The sequence below is a fragment of the Rhizorhapis suberifaciens genome (assembly GCF_014200045.1).
In the GTDB taxonomy this organism is placed as follows: Bacteria; Pseudomonadota; Alphaproteobacteria; order Sphingomonadales; family Sphingomonadaceae; genus Rhizorhapis; species Rhizorhapis suberifaciens.
In genome coordinates, this window is the sequence record NZ_JACHOV010000008.1 from 193,495 (window position 1) to 211,899 (window position 18,405).

18 protein-coding genes and 1 tRNA gene are annotated in these 18,405 nt (G+C 57.9%); 13 read left to right on the top strand and 6 right to left on the bottom strand.

What is annotated here, in order from left to right; genetic code table 11:
* Positions 1-108: 108 nt before the first annotated feature.
* Positions 109-1,716, bottom strand: a complete 1,608-nt coding sequence (locus HNQ99_RS11620; RefSeq protein WP_184475816.1) for a phosphoenolpyruvate carboxykinase — start codon at positions 1,714-1,716, stop codon at positions 109-111.
* 222 nt (positions 1,717-1,938) lie between these two features.
* On the opposite strand from HNQ99_RS11620, the gene HNQ99_RS11625 reads away from it, so the two are divergent.
* The 8 genes from HNQ99_RS11625 (at position 1,939) to HNQ99_RS11660 (ending at position 10,813) form a co-directional block, all read left to right on the top strand.
* Positions 1,939-2,646, top strand: coding sequence for a response regulator transcription factor (locus HNQ99_RS11625; RefSeq protein ID WP_184475817.1), 708 nt, complete (start codon positions 1,939-1,941; stop codon positions 2,644-2,646).
* Positions 2,615-4,210: a sensor histidine kinase gene (locus HNQ99_RS11630; protein ID WP_184475818.1), complete on the top strand. Its 1,596-nt coding sequence runs from the start codon at positions 2,615-2,617 to the stop codon at positions 4,208-4,210. The genes HNQ99_RS11625 and HNQ99_RS11630 overlap by 32 nt, the downstream gene beginning before the upstream one ends.
* Positions 4,211-4,410: 200 nt before the next feature.
* The gene (locus tag HNQ99_RS11635) at positions 4,411-6,048 is read left to right on the top strand and encodes a DNA polymerase III subunit gamma/tau (RefSeq protein WP_184475819.1); all 1,638 of its coding nucleotides are present in this window, start codon (positions 4,411-4,413) and stop codon (positions 6,046-6,048) included.
* Entirely contained in the window at positions 6,045-6,368 is a 324-nt protein-coding gene (locus HNQ99_RS11640; protein WP_184475820.1) for a YbaB/EbfC family nucleoid-associated protein, read from the top strand. Before HNQ99_RS11635 ends, HNQ99_RS11640 begins: the two co-directional genes overlap by 4 nt.
* A 180-nt stretch (positions 6,369-6,548) precedes the next feature.
* Positions 6,549-8,945: an endopeptidase La gene (gene lon, locus HNQ99_RS11645; RefSeq protein WP_184475821.1), complete on the top strand. Its 2,397-nt coding sequence runs from the start codon at positions 6,549-6,551 to the stop codon at positions 8,943-8,945.
* 159 nt (positions 8,946-9,104) lie between these two features.
* Positions 9,105-9,377, top strand: a complete 273-nt coding sequence (locus tag HNQ99_RS11650) for an HU family DNA-binding protein (protein ID WP_184475822.1) — start codon at positions 9,105-9,107, stop codon at positions 9,375-9,377.
* Between the two features lie 223 nt (positions 9,378-9,600).
* Positions 9,601-9,677, top strand: a tRNA-His gene (locus HNQ99_RS11655).
* An 86-nt stretch (positions 9,678-9,763) separates the two neighbouring features.
* On the top strand, positions 9,764-10,813 hold the full coding sequence (locus HNQ99_RS11660; RefSeq protein WP_184475823.1) for a Glu/Leu/Phe/Val family dehydrogenase: 1,050 nt from the start codon (positions 9,764-9,766) through the stop codon (positions 10,811-10,813).
* Position 10,814: 1 nt separating this feature from the next.
* Here HNQ99_RS11660 and HNQ99_RS11665 read toward each other — a convergent pair whose 3' ends face one another.
* From HNQ99_RS11665 to HNQ99_RS11675, 3 genes are read right to left on the bottom strand one after another with little or no spacing between them, the layout of a single operon-like run.
* A complete protein-coding gene (locus HNQ99_RS11665; RefSeq protein WP_184475824.1) occupies positions 10,815-11,150 on the bottom strand; it encodes a 2Fe-2S iron-sulfur cluster-binding protein in 336 nt (111 codons plus the stop codon).
* The gene (locus tag HNQ99_RS11670) at positions 11,147-12,274 is read right to left on the bottom strand and encodes a cysteine desulfurase family protein (RefSeq protein WP_184475825.1); all 1,128 of its coding nucleotides are present in this window, start codon (positions 12,272-12,274) and stop codon (positions 11,147-11,149) included. Before HNQ99_RS11670 ends, HNQ99_RS11665 begins: the two co-directional genes overlap by 4 nt.
* A complete protein-coding gene (locus HNQ99_RS11675; RefSeq protein WP_184475826.1) occupies positions 12,274-13,335 on the bottom strand; it encodes a cysteine desulfurase family protein in 1,062 nt (353 codons plus the stop codon). The genes HNQ99_RS11670 and HNQ99_RS11675 overlap by 1 nt, the downstream gene beginning before the upstream one ends.
* Before the next feature lie 106 nt (positions 13,336-13,441).
* Here HNQ99_RS11675 and HNQ99_RS11680 point away from each other — a divergent pair, with 106 nt between their 5' ends.
* A complete protein-coding gene (locus HNQ99_RS11680) occupies positions 13,442-14,098 on the top strand; it encodes an alpha/beta hydrolase (protein ID WP_184475827.1) in 657 nt (218 codons plus the stop codon).
* A gap of 43 nt (positions 14,099-14,141) precedes the next feature.
* Here the strand turns inward: HNQ99_RS11680 and HNQ99_RS11685 are convergent, their stop codons facing one another.
* Positions 14,142-14,312, bottom strand: coding sequence for an LPXTG cell wall anchor domain-containing protein (locus tag HNQ99_RS11685; protein ID WP_184475828.1), 171 nt, complete (start codon positions 14,310-14,312; stop codon positions 14,142-14,144).
* A 165-nt stretch (positions 14,313-14,477) separates the two neighbouring features.
* On the opposite strand from HNQ99_RS11685, the gene rpiB reads away from it, so the two are divergent.
* From rpiB to HNQ99_RS11705, 4 genes are read left to right on the top strand one after another with little or no spacing between them, the layout of a single operon-like run.
* Positions 14,478-14,915: a ribose 5-phosphate isomerase B gene (rpiB, locus tag HNQ99_RS11690; protein WP_184475829.1), complete on the top strand. Its 438-nt coding sequence runs from the start codon at positions 14,478-14,480 to the stop codon at positions 14,913-14,915.
* Between the two features lie 18 nt (positions 14,916-14,933).
* On the top strand, positions 14,934-16,253 hold the full coding sequence (glyA, locus tag HNQ99_RS11695; RefSeq protein ID WP_184475830.1) for a serine hydroxymethyltransferase: 1,320 nt from the start codon (positions 14,934-14,936) through the stop codon (positions 16,251-16,253).
* Positions 16,254-16,256: 3 nt separating this feature from the next.
* On the top strand, positions 16,257-16,718 hold the full coding sequence (gene nrdR / locus HNQ99_RS11700; protein WP_184475831.1) for a transcriptional regulator NrdR: 462 nt from the start codon (positions 16,257-16,259) through the stop codon (positions 16,716-16,718).
* Entirely contained in the window at positions 16,711-17,433 is a 723-nt protein-coding gene (locus HNQ99_RS11705; RefSeq protein WP_184475832.1) for an RNA methyltransferase, read from the top strand. The genes nrdR and HNQ99_RS11705 overlap by 8 nt, the downstream gene beginning before the upstream one ends.
* A 45-nt stretch (positions 17,434-17,478) precedes the next feature.
* On the opposite strand, the gene HNQ99_RS11710 is transcribed toward HNQ99_RS11705, so the two are convergent.
* Positions 17,479-18,405, bottom strand: a 927-nt coding sequence (locus tag HNQ99_RS11710; RefSeq protein WP_184475833.1) for a cytochrome P450, incomplete at its 5' end; no start/stop codon positions are given.

The following is an 18,405-nucleotide window of genomic DNA, read 5'->3' on the forward strand; positions in this document are numbered from 1 at the left end:
TAATCCGGTTCCCAAGGTGAATTGGCGAACCGTGCAACTATACTGTTGGCATATAGAAAAAGCCGGACCGGCATAGCGGCAGCCCGGCTTCATCCACATTTAGCTTTATTAGATGGCCGGTTCAGGCGCCTTCAAAGCGATCTTAAGCACAGCATCATCCACATGGTCAGCGAACTGCCCGAAATTATCGGCAAACAGCCCAACCAGCTTCAACGCCATTGCGTCATATGCGGCTCCATCCGTCCAGGTTTTTCTAGGATCGAGAATCTTGCTCTCCACCCCCGGCACGCTTATCGGAACCTCAAAGCCGAAATTCTCATCCCGTCGGAATTCGACATCATTGAGGCTGCCATCCAGCGCCGCGTTTAGAAGCGCGCGGGTAACTTTAATTGGCATGCGGCTACCTGTGCCATATTTGCCGCCAGTCCAACCGGTGTTGACCAGCCAGCAAGTGACGCCGCCCTTGGCGATGCGCTCTTTCAGCAGATTACCGTAAACCGACGGGTGGCGCGGCATGAAGGGCGCGCCAAAACAGGTGGAAAAGGTCGCTTCAGGTTCAGTAACCCCAATCTCCGTCCCCGCCACTTTGGCGGTGTATCCCGAAAGGAAGTGGTACATCGCCTGCTCCGGCGAAAGCCGCGCAATCGGGGGTAGAACGCCAAAGGCGTCGGCGGTCAGCATGATGATGTTCTTGGGAACCGGGCCCAAATTCCTTTCCGAACAATTCGGAATGAAGTCGATCGGGTAAGCGCCCCGCGTATTTTCGGCCAAGCTGTTATTATCGAGGTCAAGTTCCCGCGTCTGAGGATCGATCACGACATTTTCCAGCACGGTTCCGAACCGTTTTGTGGTTGCGTAGATTTCGGGCTCGGCCTCGGGAGACAAGCGAATCATCTTTGCATAGCAACCGCCTTCAAAGTTGAAGACCGCAGTGTCTGACCAGCCATGCTCATCGTCGCCAATGAGCGTCCGGCTTGCATCGGCAGAAAGCGTAGTCTTGCCGGTGCCGGAAAGCCCAAAGAAAACAGCGGTATCGCCATTGGGCCCGATATTGGCCGAGCAGTGCATCGGCATGACCCCATCGACGGGCAGCTTGTAATTGAGGATGCCGAATACGGATTTCTTCATTTCACCGGCATAGGCAGTGCCGCCGATCAAAATCAGTTTCTCGCTAAAGTTAACCGCAATCACCGTTTCGCCACGACTGCCGTGACGTTCAGGATCCGCGCGGAAGCTTGGCAGGTCGATAATCGTGAACTCGGGAACGAAATCGGACAATTCAGCCGCTGTCGGGCGAACCAGCAAGGTACGAATGAAAAGATTGTGCCACGCAAACTCGTTGATAACGCGGACATTGACGCGATGTTCGGGCTGAGAACCGCCGAACAGGTCTGCAATGTAGAGCTTGTCCTTGGACGCCAGGATTTTTAGGAAATCTTCCTTCAATGCGGCAAAATGTTCCGGTGACATGGGCTTGTTGCCCTTATTCCACCACACGCTGTTTTCAGTCTCAGCATCGCGCACGGTGAACTTGTCCTGAGCGGACCGGCCGGTATGCTTGCCGGTGGCGACAACGAGAGGACCGTCCTTGGCGAGAATTCCTTCGCCATTATTTATTGCCGCTTCCACCAGTGGCGCGGTGCCCAAGTTCCAATATTGCACCGCTGCGCTGGAAAATCCTTGTTTTTCCAGCGTTATTGAAGATTTCGCCTGCACGCGTTTTCTCCTAGAGATTGAACCAAATCTGCGACCCGCATCTTCCCGTATATTATTTTATTCGCTTGCTGCGGTATCAGGATTTGCTTGGCCCCGCGCATATCCGCTGGAAGGCCGATCGTCAAATCGGTTAAGAACGAACGTTGGATTGTTGCGGCGGAGCGGTGCATGGTTTACCTCTGCGCCTCCAACCCTTCAGGGGGCACGGAGCCTGACCATATCATGACTGCAACTATCGCCCTTGTTGATGATGACAAGAATATCCTGACCTCCGTCTCTATCGCGTTACAGGCCGAGGGGTTCGTGACGAGAATATACTCTGACGCCGAGACAGCGCTAAAGGCTCTTCTGGATAACCCTCCTGACCTTGGCGTATTCGATATCAAGATGCCCCGCATGGACGGGCTGGAATTGCTCCGCCGCCTTCGTGAAAAAAGCGCGATTCCGGTCATCTTCCTGACGTCCAAGGACGATGAGCTCGACGAAGCCATCGGCCTGGCAATGGGTGCGGACGATTACATAACCAAGCCATTCTCCCAGCGCCTGCTGATCGCCCGCATCCGCGCGATCCTTCGCAGGGCCGAATATAGTCGGACACCCGGCGGCGAAGAGGCTGAAAATACGGCCGAACCCATTATTCGCGGGCGGCTTGAAATGGACCCGGCGCGGCATCGTGTGAAATGGTCCGGCAAAGACGTGACGCTTACCGTGACCGAATTCCTCATTTTGGAAACGCTGGCCCAGCGGCCCGGGGTGGTCAAAAACCGAAACCAGTTGATGGACGCCGCTTATCAGGATGACGTGTATGTCGACGACCGCACGATCGACAGCCATATCAAGCGGCTGAGGCGCAAATTCCGGGAGGTAGATCCTGACTTCAACGCTATCGATACGCTTTATGGCGCCGGATACCGATTCTCAGACGACTAGGGACACCGACCTTGCGCTGCAATGGTCAGGGAAATTGTCGCTCACCCGCCGTATATTGGCGGTCAACATCCTGGCGCTCGCGCTTCTCGCAGGGGGATTTTTCTATCTCGACAGCTACCGGACACGAATTGTCGATACGCGACTGGAACAAAGTGAGCGGGAATTACAGCTGCTTGCCATCGGCCTGGACCGTGCACCGCGTGGCCAATGGAATGACTTGATTGCCGCCTTTGCCAGGCAAACTGATGACCGGATTCGCCTTTATGATGCGAACGGACGACGGATTGCCGATAGCTTCGGCATGGACGCACCGCGCTACGAGTTGCGTGATCCAAGAAGCGAGTCCTGGGAACGGCAGGTCGCCCGATGGCTGGACAAGATCATAGACAGGATCGTCTGGGCCGAACTGCCGCCCGATTTTGCAGAGCCCGCCGTCGATGAAGCCGGCCGTTGGCCCGAACTGGTGGAGGCACGAAGAACCGGAGAGGCAAAATCCGTCTTCCGTTATGCCCCCGACCGAACGCCCATGATTTCAGCCGCCGTCTCAATGGGTGCAGGAAAACAGCAACTCCTTGCCACTGAGAACGCCCGCGACATTACCCGCATCGTACGCGCAGAGCGTTTCAGGCTCGGTGTGGTGCTGGGTGTAGCCTTCATTATTTCGATTCTCCTCTCTCTGTTTCTTGCCAGAACAATCGTGCGGCCGCTGCGGCGGTTGGCGCGAGCGGCTGTTCGCGTAAGATTGGGCCGTGCGCGCGAAGTTACGGTGCCTCGCCTGCCCTCGCGTAAAGATGAGATCGGCTTGCTGGCTCGTGCGCTCTCCGACATGAGCCATGCGCTTCGCCAGCGGATAGACGCCACTGAGGCATTTGCCGCGGACGTAACCCACGAGCTTAAAAATCCCATTGCTTCTCTGCGATCCGCCTTAGAGGCGCTCTCTACCGTCGAAGCTCCTGAATTGCGGACGCAGCTTATGGATATCGCGCAGGATGATGTGCGGAGGCTGGATCGCCTGGTCACTGATATCGCGGAAGCTTCGCGGGTGGACGCTCAGCTCTCGCGTGCAAAATTCGATGAAGTAGATCTGGGGCTTACCATTGAAAGGCTAGTTGTAGGGCGCGAAGCGCGGGGACTTCCAAGGCATGTCCGACTGGCCTTTGCCCGGCCTCGAAAAGGAGTTGCAGTCGTGATGGGTGATGAACAGCGGTTACTTCGCGTGATGGAAAATCTCGTGGACAACGCCATCTCGTTTTCGCCTCCAGGGGGATTGGTACAGATTGTGGCGACCCGGGTGCAGGATGATGTGTTGATCAGTGTTGAAGACGAAGGTCCGGGCGTGCCGGAATCGGAAAGGGAAACAATCTTCCGGCGCTTTCACAGCGTTCGGCCAAATAGCGAAGATTTCGGAAAGCATAGTGGCCTGGGTCTCGCAATTGCCCGCTCCATCGTGGAAGGCCATCATGGCACTATCATCATAGGCGACCGAGACGACAGTCTCCATGGAGCGCGTTTCGAAATGCAACTACCCGCCTCAGTGAAAGCTGAAAAGGAGGCGATTGCCTGATAAGCCCGCCAAGTTGGAGTCTCAGCTGAACCCGAGGGCCCGGACGCCTCACATCGAGCCCCACCATCGAACTCGAAACCAAACATCTAGGAGCGCGCGATCCCACCCCTCCGGTTGCCCAGGATGGCCAAGGCAGGCTGCGCAAAAACTCCTCGACTTTGCTCGGGACCAACGGCTGGAAAACGGCTAGAACAAGCCTCATGACCGATTCCTCCCAGCCCTACCGCGTTTTGGCGCGCAAGTACCGGCCGCAGAACTTTGCGCAACTCATCGGCCAGGATGCAATGGTTCAGACCTTAGGGAACGCCATCAAGCGCGACCGCCTGGCTCATGCCTTTCTGATGACCGGCGTGCGCGGGGTGGGTAAAACATCAACCGCGCGCCTTATCGCCAAAGCGCTGAACTGCGTGGGCCCTGACGGTCAAGGCGGTCCCACTATCGATCCCTGCGGCGTCTGCGAACCATGCAAGGCCATTGCCGAGGGTCGCCATATCGACGTTATAGAAATGGATGCAGCGTCCAATACCGGCGTCGACGACGTGCGCGAAATCATTGAGGCGGTACGCTATTCCGCCGTTTCCGCACGCTACAAGGTCTATATCATCGACGAAGTTCACATGCTGACCAAAAATGCTTTCAATGCGCTCTTGAAAACGCTTGAGGAACCTCCCCCGCACGTCAAATTTCTGTTTGCCACGACCGAAGTTAACAAGGTGCCGATAACGGTGCTTTCCCGCTGCCAGCGTTTCGACCTTCGGCGTATTCCATCGGAAAAACTTGCTGCACATTTTGCCCATGTGGTGGAACAAGAGGGTGTGGCCGCTGAACCCGAAGCGCTAGCCCTTATCGCCCAATCGGCAGAGGGCTCAGCTCGGGATGGCCTTTCTATCCTGGATCAGGCCATTGCCCATGCCGATATGGAAGGCGGGGCGAAGGTAACCGCCGCACAAGTTCGGGAGATGCTTGGCCTGTCCGACCGTGGGGCAGTGCGCCGCCTCTTCACTCATTTGCTGGAAGGCAAGCCTCAGGAGCTGCTGGCCGCCGTGAATGAACAGCATATGTTGGGCGTTGAGCCATTGGCGTTGATGCGCGGCTTGCTCGAAATTTGCCATGCGATCACCGTCTTTAAATCCAGCCGGAATGACGATGATCCGATGCGTTCGGAAGAAGAGCGCGCCATGCTTGCCGATTGGGCGAGCCAGATGGGCTTTGCGACGCTGCATCGCCTCTGGCAGCTTCTGTTGAAGGGGCATGATGAAGTTGCCAGTGCGGCCATGCCCGTCGAGGCCTGCGACATGGCCCTGCTCCGGGTCCTTCACGCGGCCACGCTGCCCGATCCGGGAGAACTTGCGGAATTGTTGAAGGAAGGGCGAGCGCCTTCTGAAGCTGCGACACCTAAGGCGAGATCGGCCGAAAATCCTCCCGCAGGCCCGGTAGAGCAGCCTTCTTCTGAGAGTCTGGCCCCCGACAGTTTCCGCGCCCTGATCGAATTGCTCTGGGAAAAAGGCAAGCCGCATCTGGCCCAACAGATGCACGATTATATCGGCCTCGTCCGCTATGCCCCGCCGCAACTCGTCATAAAGCCGGTCCAGCCCTTGCCTGCGGAATTCAACCGGGATACGGCGGCGGTCCTCAAGAGTTTGACGGGAATGAACTGGCAGGTCGCGACGGGCGATGGACCTGCGGAACCCAGCCTGTTGGAGCAGGAGCAAGCCATTGAGGCCGAAGCCCACCAGGCGATATTGGATACCCCCAGCGTCAAAGCTGCCATGGCGGCGTTTCCGGATGCGGAACTGCTGCCGATTGACGAAAACGACAAATGGAGTGCAACCGCATGAAGGATTTGGATGAAATTCTCGGCATGGCGAAAAACGTCCAGGCTGAGTTGGAAAAGGCCCAGGCCAATCTCGACAATATTGAAGTGGAAGGCGTTTCGGGCGGCGGCCTCGTGAAAGTCCGCGCCACTGCAAAGGGGCGCATAGTCGGGGTCTCAATCGATGACAGCCTGCTTGCTCCCAGCGAAAAGCAGATGACCGAAGACCTGGTGGCCGCTGCATTCAATGACGCGCGCGTAAAGGCGGATCAGGCAAGCCAGCAGGAAATGAGCAAGATGACTGCGGGTATTCCTCTGCCGCCGGGCTTCAAGCTGCCGTTTTGACCAAAAGCGCCGTTCTTCAAGGGGAAGGGGTGCGGTAGCGTTGCAAGGCCCGCCCATGGCTGACGCCCGCCTTTGCTGGAAAGGGTGGAAGGCCATTATTGATATGTTGAGCTTCTATACCATATTGGGAAAAATTCGGGCGCCCCTCTCCTACCTTGCCGCGTCCGCCCTGGAGTTAATATGACGACATCCTATCCATTGCTCCCTCTGCGCGACATTGTCGTTTTTCCACAGATGATCGTTCCCCTTTTCGTCGGCCGCGACAAGAGCGTGGTTGCACTGGAAAAGGCCATGGAAGCGGACAAGGACATCTTCCTGGTGGCGCAGCTCGATCCGGCTGAAGACGATCCTGACCGCGACGCGCTTTATGACCTTGGCGTAATTGCCACGGTGCTTCAGCTACTGAAGCTTCCGGACGGGACAGTTCGCGTCCTGGTGGAGGGCAAGCAGCGCGCACAACTAGAAAATCTTTCGGCCGAAGACGGCTATGTACTCGCCGATGTGACGCCGGTTGAGGAAATTCCCGCGGCAGGCCCTGAAGCCGCGGCGCTCATGCGCTCGGTGGTCGAACAGTTTGAAAATTATGCAAAGCTCAACAAGAAGCTGCCGGCTGAAACGCCGGTGCAGTTGAGTGAGATCGAGGAGGCCGCGCGCCTGGCCGATGCTGTCGCCGCCAATATCAACGTGAAGGTGGCCGACAAACAATCCCTGCTGGTTGAAGCTGATCCTGTAAAACGTTTGGAAATGGTGTTCGCCTTTATGGAGGGCGAACTCGGAGTGCTTCAGGTCGAGCGCAAGATCCGCGGCCGCGTGAAGCGGCAAATGGAAAAGACCCAGCGCGAATATTATCTGAACGAACAGCTTAAGGCCATTCAGCGCGAGTTGGGCAATGAGGGCGAAGACGGCGGCGACGAACTGGCTGAACTTACCGCCAAAATTGCCAAGCTGAAGCTCAGTCAGGAAGCCCGTACCAAGGCGCAGGCAGAGTTGAAAAAGCTGAAGAGCATGCAACCGATGTCGGCGGAAGCCACGGTTGTGCGCAATTATTTGGATGTGCTGCTCGGCCTGCCCTGGGGGAAGAAGTCCAAGCTCAAGAAGGACCTGAAGACCGCTCAGGAGGTGCTGGACGCAGATCATTTCGCGCTTGAAAAGGTCAAGGACCGCATCATTGAATATCTGGCCGTACAGGCTCGCACCAACAAGCTGAAGGGTCCTATTCTGTGCCTCGTCGGCCCTCCCGGCGTTGGTAAGACCTCGCTGGGACGATCGATCGCAAAGGCGACCGGGCGTGAGTTCGTTCGCCAGTCTCTGGGCGGCGTGCGCGATGAAGCTGAGATTCGCGGCCATCGCCGCACCTATATCGGTTCCTTGCCGGGCAAAATCGTGACCAACCTTAAAAAGGCTGGCACCAGCAACCCGCTGTTCCTTCTCGACGAGATCGACAAGCTGGGCCAGGATTTCCGCGGTGATCCCGCCTCGGCGCTACTTGAGGTGCTTGACCCCGAACAGAACAGCAAATTTCAGGATCACTATCTTGAGATCGACATCGATCTTTCAGATGTGATGTTTGTTACGACCGCTAACTCGTTGAATTTGCCTCAGCCTTTGCTTGACCGTATGGAAATCATTCGGCTGGAAGGCTATACCGAGGATGAAAAGGTTCAAATCGCCGAACGTCATCTGCTGCCCAAGCAGATCGAAGCTCATGGTTTGAAGGACGGCGAGTTTGAAGTCACTGAGGAGGCGGTTCGCGACCTCATCCGCTATTACACGCGGGAGGCAGGCGTTCGCACGCTGGAACGCGAACTGGCTCGCCTCGCTCGCAAGGCCCTGCGCAAAATTCTTGAAGGCAATATTGAAAAAGCCATCATCACTCCTGAAAATCTGACGGATTATGCAGGCGTCCGGAAATTCCGCCACGGTGTCGGTGAGGATGAAAACCAGATCGGCGCAGTTACTGGCCTTGCTTGGACGGAGGTCGGGGGTGAACTTCTGACCATTGAATCGGTTACGGTGCCGGGCAAAGGCCAGATCCGGACTACTGGCAAGCTCGGCGATGTCATGACCGAATCGATCCAGGCTGCGTTTTCTTATGTGAAGGCGCGTTCGCCCGGCTATGGAATCAAGCCCAGCATTTATAACCGCAAGGACATACATATTCACTTGCCCGAGGGCGCGGTGCCAAAGGATGGCCCCTCCGCGGGCATTGGCATGGTCACGTCGATCGTGTCGACGCTCACCGGCAACCCCGTCCGAAAGGACGTGGCGATGACAGGTGAAGTCACACTTCGCGGCCGGGTTCTGCCCATCGGCGGATTGAAGGAAAAGCTGCTGGCCGCATTAAGGGGCGGTATCAAGACAGTCCTGATCCCGGCCGAAAATGAAAAGGATCTGGCTGAGATTCCGGCGAACGTGAAAGAGGGACTTGAGATCGTTCCGGTTTCCCATGTCGATGAGGTTCTTGTTAGAGCGCTTGCGGCCCCCCTAACGCCTATTGATTGGACCGAAGAAGACGATTTGGCGGCGCAACCAGCGGCGCCGGTTCACGGCGAAAATGATGCTGCATTGCGCCATTAATGTCCGATTTATACAATTTTCGTTTCGTTAGGCATAAGATCGCGCTTTTTGGGGGTTTTTTCATCGCTTTCCCTTTGACAGGCGCTTCTTAGTTCGCCTTTATGTGCCGCCTAACCGCGATTCCTATTTCAACATCCAGAACAAGGGGGTTCCCAGGGCATGAACAAACAAGATCTGATTGGTACCGTCGCTGACAGCAGTGGCCTCAGCAAGACCGATGCAAGCAAGGCCGTAGAGGGCGTTTTTGACGCAATCACTGGCGCCCTGAAAAAGGGTGATGAAGTACGCCTCGTCGGCTTCGGTACTTTTTCGGTTACCAAACGCAAGGCGTCTACCGGCCGCAACCCTCGCACCGGCGAGCCCATGACGATCAAAGCTTCGGCCCAGCCAAAGTTTAAGGCTGGCAAGGGTCTGAAGGATTCCGTCAACTGATTTCGCGAGGTGCCCCTACTGGGGTGCCTCGCTCTACTGTCTTCGCGGTCTTGCAAGATAGAAAATAGAAAGGCGCCTCCGGGCGCCTTTTTAACAGACGGCGACTAACGGCGACGTCCATGCCCGCTTTTTCACCTCATATCCATAACAACGCTTGACGCTGGGCCATAGCCGCCATTATGTGCCTGCTCCGCGTCGCCATCTTTCTGATGGGCACGCCGTGGCGATCGTAGCTCAGTTGGTTAGAGCGCTGGTTTGTGGTACCAGAGGTCGCGGGTTCGGATCCCGTCGATCGCCCCATTTGTTCCGAAGCAGCAATATGCACTGGCCTTCTCGGGACGAAAAGATATTACTATATCCAGTAATAATATTGCCAGGAACGCTTCATGCCCGCGCTTTGGGATATGACAGATTTTGACGACCATGAGGGCGTCCACCTTTTCTCCGATCCCAAGTCCCGCCTGTCGGCAGTTATTGCCATACACTCCACCGCGCTCGGTCCCGCAGCTGGCGGCGTTCGTTTCTGGCACTATTCAGATAAGAACGCGGCCATTACCGACGCATTGCGCTTGTCTCGCGGCATGAGCTTCAAGAACGCCATGGCCGGATTGCCTATGGGCGGCGGCAAGGGAGTGATCCTTGCCAGCAAGGACCTGAAAAAAACGCCCGAACTGCTGGCCGCTTTTGCCAAAGCGGTGGAGTCGCTCGGCGGGCGTTATGTCACAGCGCAGGATGTCGGCATGAGCGAGGCTGATATGATCGCGCTTTCGCATGGCACTTCCTATGTGTCGGGGCTGCCACCCGAAAATGGCGGCGCTGGCGGCGACCCGGGGCCCTCCACGGCTTATGGCGTCTTCCTGGGCGTCAAGGCGGCTATTCAATATCGGTTGGGTGCAGACACCGCCAAAGACGTGCACATCGCCATACAGGGCGTGGGCAGCGTGGGTGCGGGACTTGCCCGATATCTCGCAAAAGAAGGCGCGAAGCTGACAATAACGGATGTCAACAGCGAGCGCGCAAAAGCGCTGGCCGGCGAGATTGGCGCGGCTACCGTTGCACCCGATCAAATTATGCAAACCAATGCCGACGTGTTCAGCCCTAATGCCCTGGGCGCGATCCTGAACGAGGACAGCATTGGGAAGCTTAAAGCAGGGATAATCGCAGGCGGGGCGAACAACCAACTTGCCACGCGAACAGACGGCGATCGCGTCCTTTCCCGCGGGCTGCTTTATGCGCCTGATTATGTCATAAATGCCGGGGGCATCATCAATGTGGCGCTGGAATATCTGGGGCAAGGCGACCGAGTTGAAGTGAACAGCCGTATCGAGCAGATCCCCGCCCGGCTCACCCGAATATGGCAGGAAAGCGAACGTTGCGGGCTCCCGGCGTCCGAAGTGGCCGATGCTTTGGCAAAAAAGCTGATCGGGAGAGGTTAACTTACACGCCTTGCATATTCCGGCTCAGGCTGGGAATGCGCACTGTCAAAGTCTCCAGGGTGTCGTCCAGTCTGATTTGACAGGATAAGCGGCTCGTTCGCGTCGCACCAGCGGCAAGATCCAGCATATCCTCCTCGCTTTCGCTAGCGGGCGGGAGCTTCCCAAAGTCCTCCAAATCCACCAGCACGTGACAGGTCGAACACGCCATCTGCCCTTCGCAGGTACCCTCCAACGGCTGCCCATTCGCTTGCGCGACATCCAACAGACATCCGCCTGAAGGAGCGTCCACAACTAACCGTTGCTGGCCATCCGCACTTATGAAAGTCACCTTAGTCACTGTAATTCCCATTGCTTATCCGCCGCCGCATTGATCGCCGCAGCAGCGTCCCGAAGTTCGTTCATTGTCGTGTAGCGTCCAAAACCGATGCGGATAGAGGAGCGAGCCGCCTTTTCACCGATACCGAGCGCGCGCAACACGTGACTGGATCGCCCAGAGCCGCTTGCGCAGGCACTGCCCAGAGAAAAGGCGATATCGCGGCATTCGGACATCAATCGTGCCGAATCCAGCCCTTCACGACGGATATTGAGATTCCCATGGTAGCGGTTGGTGGGAGAGCCATTGAGTGTCCAACCATGGAACAGGGTCATCGCCTCGCCCCAAAGTTCCCGCACATGAAGGTCGTCGGCTTCGAATCTTTCCCCCATCAACTTGGCCGCCATTCCGAGGCCTGCGCAGAGAGCCGGCGACAGGGTTCCCGAGCGCAGCCCCTGTTCCTGGCCACCGCCGAACAGCAGCGGCGGCAGCTTCAGCCCTTCGCGGAGCCACAAGGCACCTACGCCTTTGGGCCCATAGATCTTGTGTCCGCTGATCGAGATCATGTCAGCACCCGGCGGCAGCGGCACCCGGCCATAGCCCTGGACGGCATCGCAAAAGAATAGCGCTCCTGCCCTTTTCGCCAGTTCATTCAAGGCGCTGAGGGGCTGCAGGACCCCGATTTCGTTGTTGACCAGCATCACCGCCACCAGCGCGGTCCGCTCGTCAATGGCGGTACGTGCGGTTTCCATATCGACCAGCCCATCTGCCATGACCGGCAAAAGCACCGGCTCAAAACCCTGAGTTTCCAAAGCCAGAATGGTATCGCGTACGGCAGCGTGCTCCGTGTCGATTGTAAGTATCTTCGTCCGCTTTGGATCTTCAGACCGCATAAGCTTTGCACCACCGACCAAGGCGATGTTGATGGCTTCGGTCGCGCCGGATGTGAATATCAGCGTTCCTCGTCCACCTAATAGCTCCATCACCTGACCTCGCGCCACTTCGACACTGGCGGCGGCCATTCGGCCGAGTCGATGCGCGCTATGGGGATTGGCGAACTGATCCCGCAGCCAGGGAAGCATGGCGTCCAACACTTCGGGAGCCAGAGGCGTAGTGGCTTGGTAGTCCAGGTAGATCGACTGTCCCATCAGCGCCGCGCCCTGTCGAAGATGCCCGTCCAGACCGCAAGGAAACGTTCAATATCGGCTTTGGACGTCCCTGATCCGAAACTGACCCTGACCACCTCTCCTGCTGCCTTTCCGTCCCATCCCAAGGCCGTCAAAACGTGACTGGCCTTGATCGTCCCCGACGAACAGGCGCTACCCGCCGATACAGAAATGCCCGCCATATCGAACTGGATCAGTTGTGCGGAAGCCGCCACGTCCGGCATCCGATAGCTACCGATTGTTGGCATTCGAGGGCTGTCCTTCGCTACTACCACACCCCCGCTCGCCTCAATGGTTTCATCGAGGAAGCGGCGCAAATCGCTGGCCTGAGCGAACCAATCCGACTGCGCCTCTAGCGCAGCGGCCATGCCAAGAATGCCGGGCAGATTCTCCGTACCGGGACGATAGCCCTGCTCCTGACCGCCAGATGCCTGGAGCAGACCAAGGTCACGGACCAACAAAGCCCCGACACCGGGAGGCCCCCCAAATTTATGAGCGCTTATGGCGATCATGTCCGCTTCGGGCAAAGGCAGCCTCCCTGCCGATTGAGCGCAGTCGGCAAAAAGAACTCCGCCCCACGCTCCAATGGTTCGGCTGATCTCTGCCAATGGCTGTATTACGCCGGTTTCATTGTTGACGTGCTGAATGGCGAACAGATAGGGTTCGTTACCTTCCGGCAAGCTCCCGATCAGACCATCGCTCCCGATCGGCAGTCGTTCCGCCTGTCTGGTGACCCGCAACACGGCGTCATGCTCCACCGGCGATGTGATGATCTTGACGACGTTCGCCCGGCCTAGGCCGATGGCAATCGCCTCACTGGCTCCGCTGGTAAAAATCACATGGCCATCCCAGGCGAATAGCGCCTTGATCCGCTCGCGCGCTTCTTCCAACGCAGCGCGAGCCGTCCGGCCGGGGGCATGTGGCGACGAGGGATTGGCCCAAAGCTCAAGCCCCTGCCGCATTGCGGTTTGCGCCTGAGGGAGCACCGGCGTGGTGGCGGCATGATCGAGATACAGACGTGCGGACACTGGCGACCGACTCATTTTATTGCGAAACGAAATCAAATTTCTATATAGGGCGTAACTTCGCCTACGCACCCCCAAGCTTCGGGTTGGAAGAGGTAGGCTCATTTTTGCCAGTAAGGTCGCAATGCCAGCAGTCATTTTCCCTGGTCCCGAAGGTCGTCTCGAAGGCCGTTTCAGCCCAGCCCCCCGTCCCCGCGCACCCGTGGCCATGATATTGCACCCGCATCCGCAGGGTGGCGGCACCATGAACGACCGCATTACGCAAGCGCTCTACAAGACATTTCAGCGTCGCGGTTTTGCTACCCTGCGCTTCAACTTCCGCGGTGTTGGCCGTAGTCAGGGCACGTTCGACAATGGCGTAGGGGAGCTTTCCGACGCCGCCGCCGCCCTCGATTGGGTGCAGAGCTTCCATCCCGAAGCGCAGACCACCTGGATCGCCGGCTTCAGCTTCGGCGCATGGATCGGCATGCAGTTGCTGATGCGGCGGCCCGAGATTCGCGGCTTCATATCGGTGGCTCCGCCTGCCAATATGTACGACTTTACCTTCCTGGCGCCCTGCCCCTCTTCCGGCATAATCGTTCAGGGCTCGTCAGATGAGGTGGTGACGGCCGGCGCTGTACAAAAGTTGGTCGACAAACTGCGCACCCAAAAGCACATCACCATCCATCACGACGAAATTCCGCGCGCTAACCATTTCTTCGAACATGAGCTGGAGCAACTCATGAAATCGGTGGACAATTATCTCGACATGCGCCTCGCGCCGGATTCCCCCATCAAGTGAGGTAGATTCTCCCGCTGCAATTGAGTTCGGCTGCGACGGCTACCTATCCCTTCATCGGCACGACCCATATCGCGACATTCGCGAACATCACCGCCGCCGCGACAAGCATCAACAGCCCGCGCTTGCGGTCACGACGCTTGACGATCATCCAGCCACCGCCTCCTAGCAGGAGCAGCCCCGCCAACATGATGATCGATAAAATAAGATCGCTCACAAAGATCCTCCGTTTTGCGACCCCGATAAGTCCGCTTGACGAAACAAAGCAACCGATATTGCGCAAATATGATGCAGCGCCGCAATGGGTGGTGGCCTTTCGCGGCCACTGATACTATGAGCCGCGCGAGACCGACTCTCCACTTGGAAACAGGATCGCCCCGCCATGCGTATCGCCATCGCTTCCGACCACGCGGCCGTCGAGCTGAAATCATCGCTCATCCAGTGGCTTCAGGACCAGGAACATGAGGTCGACGATTTGGGTCCCGAGGGCGCTGCCAGCGTAGACTATCCGGATTATGGGTATAAGCTCGCCAAGCAGATAGAAACGGGCGCGGCCGACCGGGGTATCGTTCTTTGCGGATCGGGCATAGGCATTTCCATCGCAGTCAACCGCAATCCGGCCTGTCGCTGCGCCCTAGTATCGGAGCCGCTCTCCGCTCTGCTGGCCCGCGAACATAATGACGCCAACGTGCTTGCCATGGGCGCGCGCCTTGTCGGCATCGAAATGGCCAAGGCGTGCATCGGCGCCTTTCTCAACACTGGCTTTGGCGGCGAACGGCATCAACGCCGCGTCGACAAGCTTTCTCATCCAGCGCTCTGATCCGGAAAGGACCCCAGAATGAGCACAGCCCCTGTAGCCAATCCAGCCAACGACGTCCGTCCTGACGGCTTTTTCTTACATGGCCTCGCACAGAATGATCCGGTTGTTTTCGATGCGATCCAAGGCGAACTGAAACGTCAACAGGACAAGATCGAACTGATCGCTTCGGAAAATATCGTGTCCAAGGCGGTGCTCGAAGCGCAAGGATCGATCCTGACTAACAAATATGCAGAAGGCTATCCGGGCAAGCGATATTATGGCGGCTGCGAATTCGTCGATGTCGTCGAAACCTTGGCTATCGAGCGGGCCAAGAAGCTGTTCGGCAGCAATTTCGCCAATGTTCAGCCAAATTCAGGGAGCCAGATGAACCAGGCGGTGTTCCTGGCGCTGCTGCAACCGGGCGACAGCTTCATGGGCCTGGACCTTGCGGCGGGCGGGCATCTGACCCACGGATCGCCGGTCAACATGTCTGGAAAATGGTTCAAGCCCATACCCTATGGCGTTCGCCCTGACGATCACCTGATCGACATGGACAATGTTGCTGCCATAGCGCGCGAACATAAGCCCAAGCTCATCATTTGCGGCGGCACCGCTTATTCTCGCGTCTGGGACTTTGAACGTTTCCGTGAGATTGCGGACGAAGTGGGCGCATATCTTTTGGCCGACATGTCGCATTTCTCGGGTCTCGTTGCCGGTGGGGCGCATCCTAGCCCCGTGCCCCACGCCCATGTGACGACCACCACCACGCACAAGTCCCTGCGGGGTCCGCGCAGCGGCATCATCCTTTCCAATGACGAAGCCATCGCAAAAAAACTCAACAGCGCCATTTTCCCGGGCCTTCAGGGCGGACCGCTGATGCACATCATCGCGGCCAAGGCAGTAGCCTTTAACGAAGCGCTGCAGCCGGAATTCAAAGCCTATGCCCGGCAGGTGGTGGCGAATGCCCGCGCTCTTGCCGATACCCTCCAGAAGGAAGGGCTTAGCATCGTTTCAGGCGGCACCGACAACCACTTGATGCTGGTTGATCTGCGGTCCAGGGATACGACGGGCAAGGCGGCTGAAAAGGCGTTGGACCGCGCCTTCATCACCTGCAACAAGAACAATGTTCCTTTCGACACCGCCAGCCCGTTCGTCACCTCAGGCATTCGCCTGGGTACGCCAGCAGGGACGACGCGCGGCTTCGGCGAAACAGAGTTCCAGGAAATCGGTGGCCTGATCGCTCAGGTCGTCGAAGGGCTGCGTCGCAATGGCGAGGAGGGCGACGGTCAGATAGAAGCCCATGTGCGCGAGCGCGTCCTGGCGCTGACCGCCCGCTTTCCGATTTATTCGGAGGCTTGACGCTTGCGCTGCCCTTTTTGCGGCCATGAAGACAGTCAGGTAAAGGATAGCCGTCCCACGGAAGACGGCGCGGCTATCCGCCGACGGCGGCAATGCGAAGGCTGCGCCGCCCGCTTCACCACGTTTGAGCGTATCCAGTTGCGCGAATTCTGGGTGGTGAAGAGCGAAGGCCGTCGGGAGCCGTTCGATCGGGAAAAGCTCGCTCGCTCAGTGGACATCGCTTGCCGGAAGCGGGCGATCGATCCGGTACGCATCGAAAAGCTGGTTTCCGGTATCCAGCGCCAACTCGAAACGGCGGGCGACAGCGAAGTTCCTGCGCAGGTCATTGGCCAAATGGTGATGGAAGGCCTCAAATGTCTGGACAGTGTGGCCTATATTCGCTTCGCCAGCGTCTATAAGGACTTCCGCGAAGCCAAGGATTTCGAGGATTTCGCCGGTTCGGTGAAGGAAGTCGGAGGTGAGTGATACGCTGCCCCCGCTAATAGTTCTGGTCCGCCCGCAATTGGGCGAAAATATAGGCAAGGCCGCCAGGGCGATGCTGAATTTCGGCCTCACGGAAATGCGTTTGGTAGCGCCCAGGGACGGCTGGCCCAATCCCGACGCAGGTCCTTCGGCCGCGGGCGCGGACATCGTTCTGGAACGCGCGCAGGTTTTCGAAAACCTCGCGGAAGCCGTCGCCGATTGCCAGCATGTCTATGCAACAACGGTCCGCAAGCGTGGGGTTACCAAGCCGGTCGTCACTCCAGAGGAAGCTGCACGCGAGATCCAGACTCAATCCGGCCGAAGCGCCTTGGTTTTCGGTCCCGAACGATCAGGCCTTGAAACCGATGATGTGGCGCTCGCGCGCAAGATCCTGACAGTTCCGATCAATCCCGATTTTGGATCGTTGAATCTCGCTCAGGCGGTCATCCTGTGCAGCTATGAATGGTCGAAGCACCAGCAACTCGCCAGCCCTCCTGCTACGCAGCTTGATCCCCCGGGGGCGCAAAACGAACTCGACGCCATGATTGCGCAACTGGATTCCATGCTGGAGCAGGCCGGCTACTTCTTTCCGCCCGACCGCGTGCCCGCCACGAAGCGGACGCTTCGCAACCTGCTTACGAAGCCCGCTTGGAATTCCCTCGAGATACGCACCCTGAGAGGCGTGTTGACGACCTTGGCCAAGCCAAGGCCGCGATAACCGTCAATTCACCGTATCGGACCTACCAGGCTGCCCCATGCGGCCCTAACGTCGGTCGAACGACATCCAGAGTTCCCGCAAGCCATAAGGAGTATAGCCCTCGAGCGGAACACAGCTGGCGTCGCCCCGGCTGAACCGGAAATTCGTGAGGCGCTGCGTAAGCGCCTGGAAGGCCAGGCGCAGTTCGCCCCTTGCAAGCTGGTTGCCGATGCATAGGTGGATGCCCGCGCCAAAAGCGAGGTGACTGTTCGCGTTTTTGCGCTGAAGGTCGACTTCGGCAGGGCAACTGAATTGGGCAGGGTCCCGGTTGGCTGCTCCAAAGCGCAATTCGATGATCGAACCGGCGGGGATCGTTTTCCCACCAAACTGCACATCCTCCAAAGCCGTCCGCCACAGGCATTGCAACGGGGTGGCGGTACGCAGCGCTTCCTCGGCAAGCATCTTGGCGAGAGATGGATCCGCGTGGATGGCATCTGCAAGTTCGGGATGTTCGATTATCAGACGCATACCCGAGGCGAGCGTTGTCGTGGTGGTCTCGTTGCCCGCAACCAGGATTTGAAAGATCAAGCTTTGGAGTTCGCGATTATCCAGTCGGCGCCCATCTGTTTCCAGATTCGCGAGCCGGCTGAGCAGCATGTCATCGGGTTCAGCCCGAACGCGATCAATCTCGCGCGCCATATACTGCTGCATCTCGATAACAATTTGCGCCAACTCCAACTGACGCTCCGGGGTCACCGGCCCGGTGGTTTCGACCGCCGCGTCCGACCAGCGCTTGAATATAACACGGTCCTCGCGCCGAACGCCAAGCTGTTCGGCAATCACATACATTGGCAACGGAACAGCGAAAGCTTCGAGAAAGTCGATCTCGTCGCGATCAATGAAGTCATCCATCAGCGTGGTAATGATCTCGCCGATCCGCGGCTCAAGTCCTGTCACCTTTGCTGTTGTGAAGACCTTGTCGACCAGCGTGCG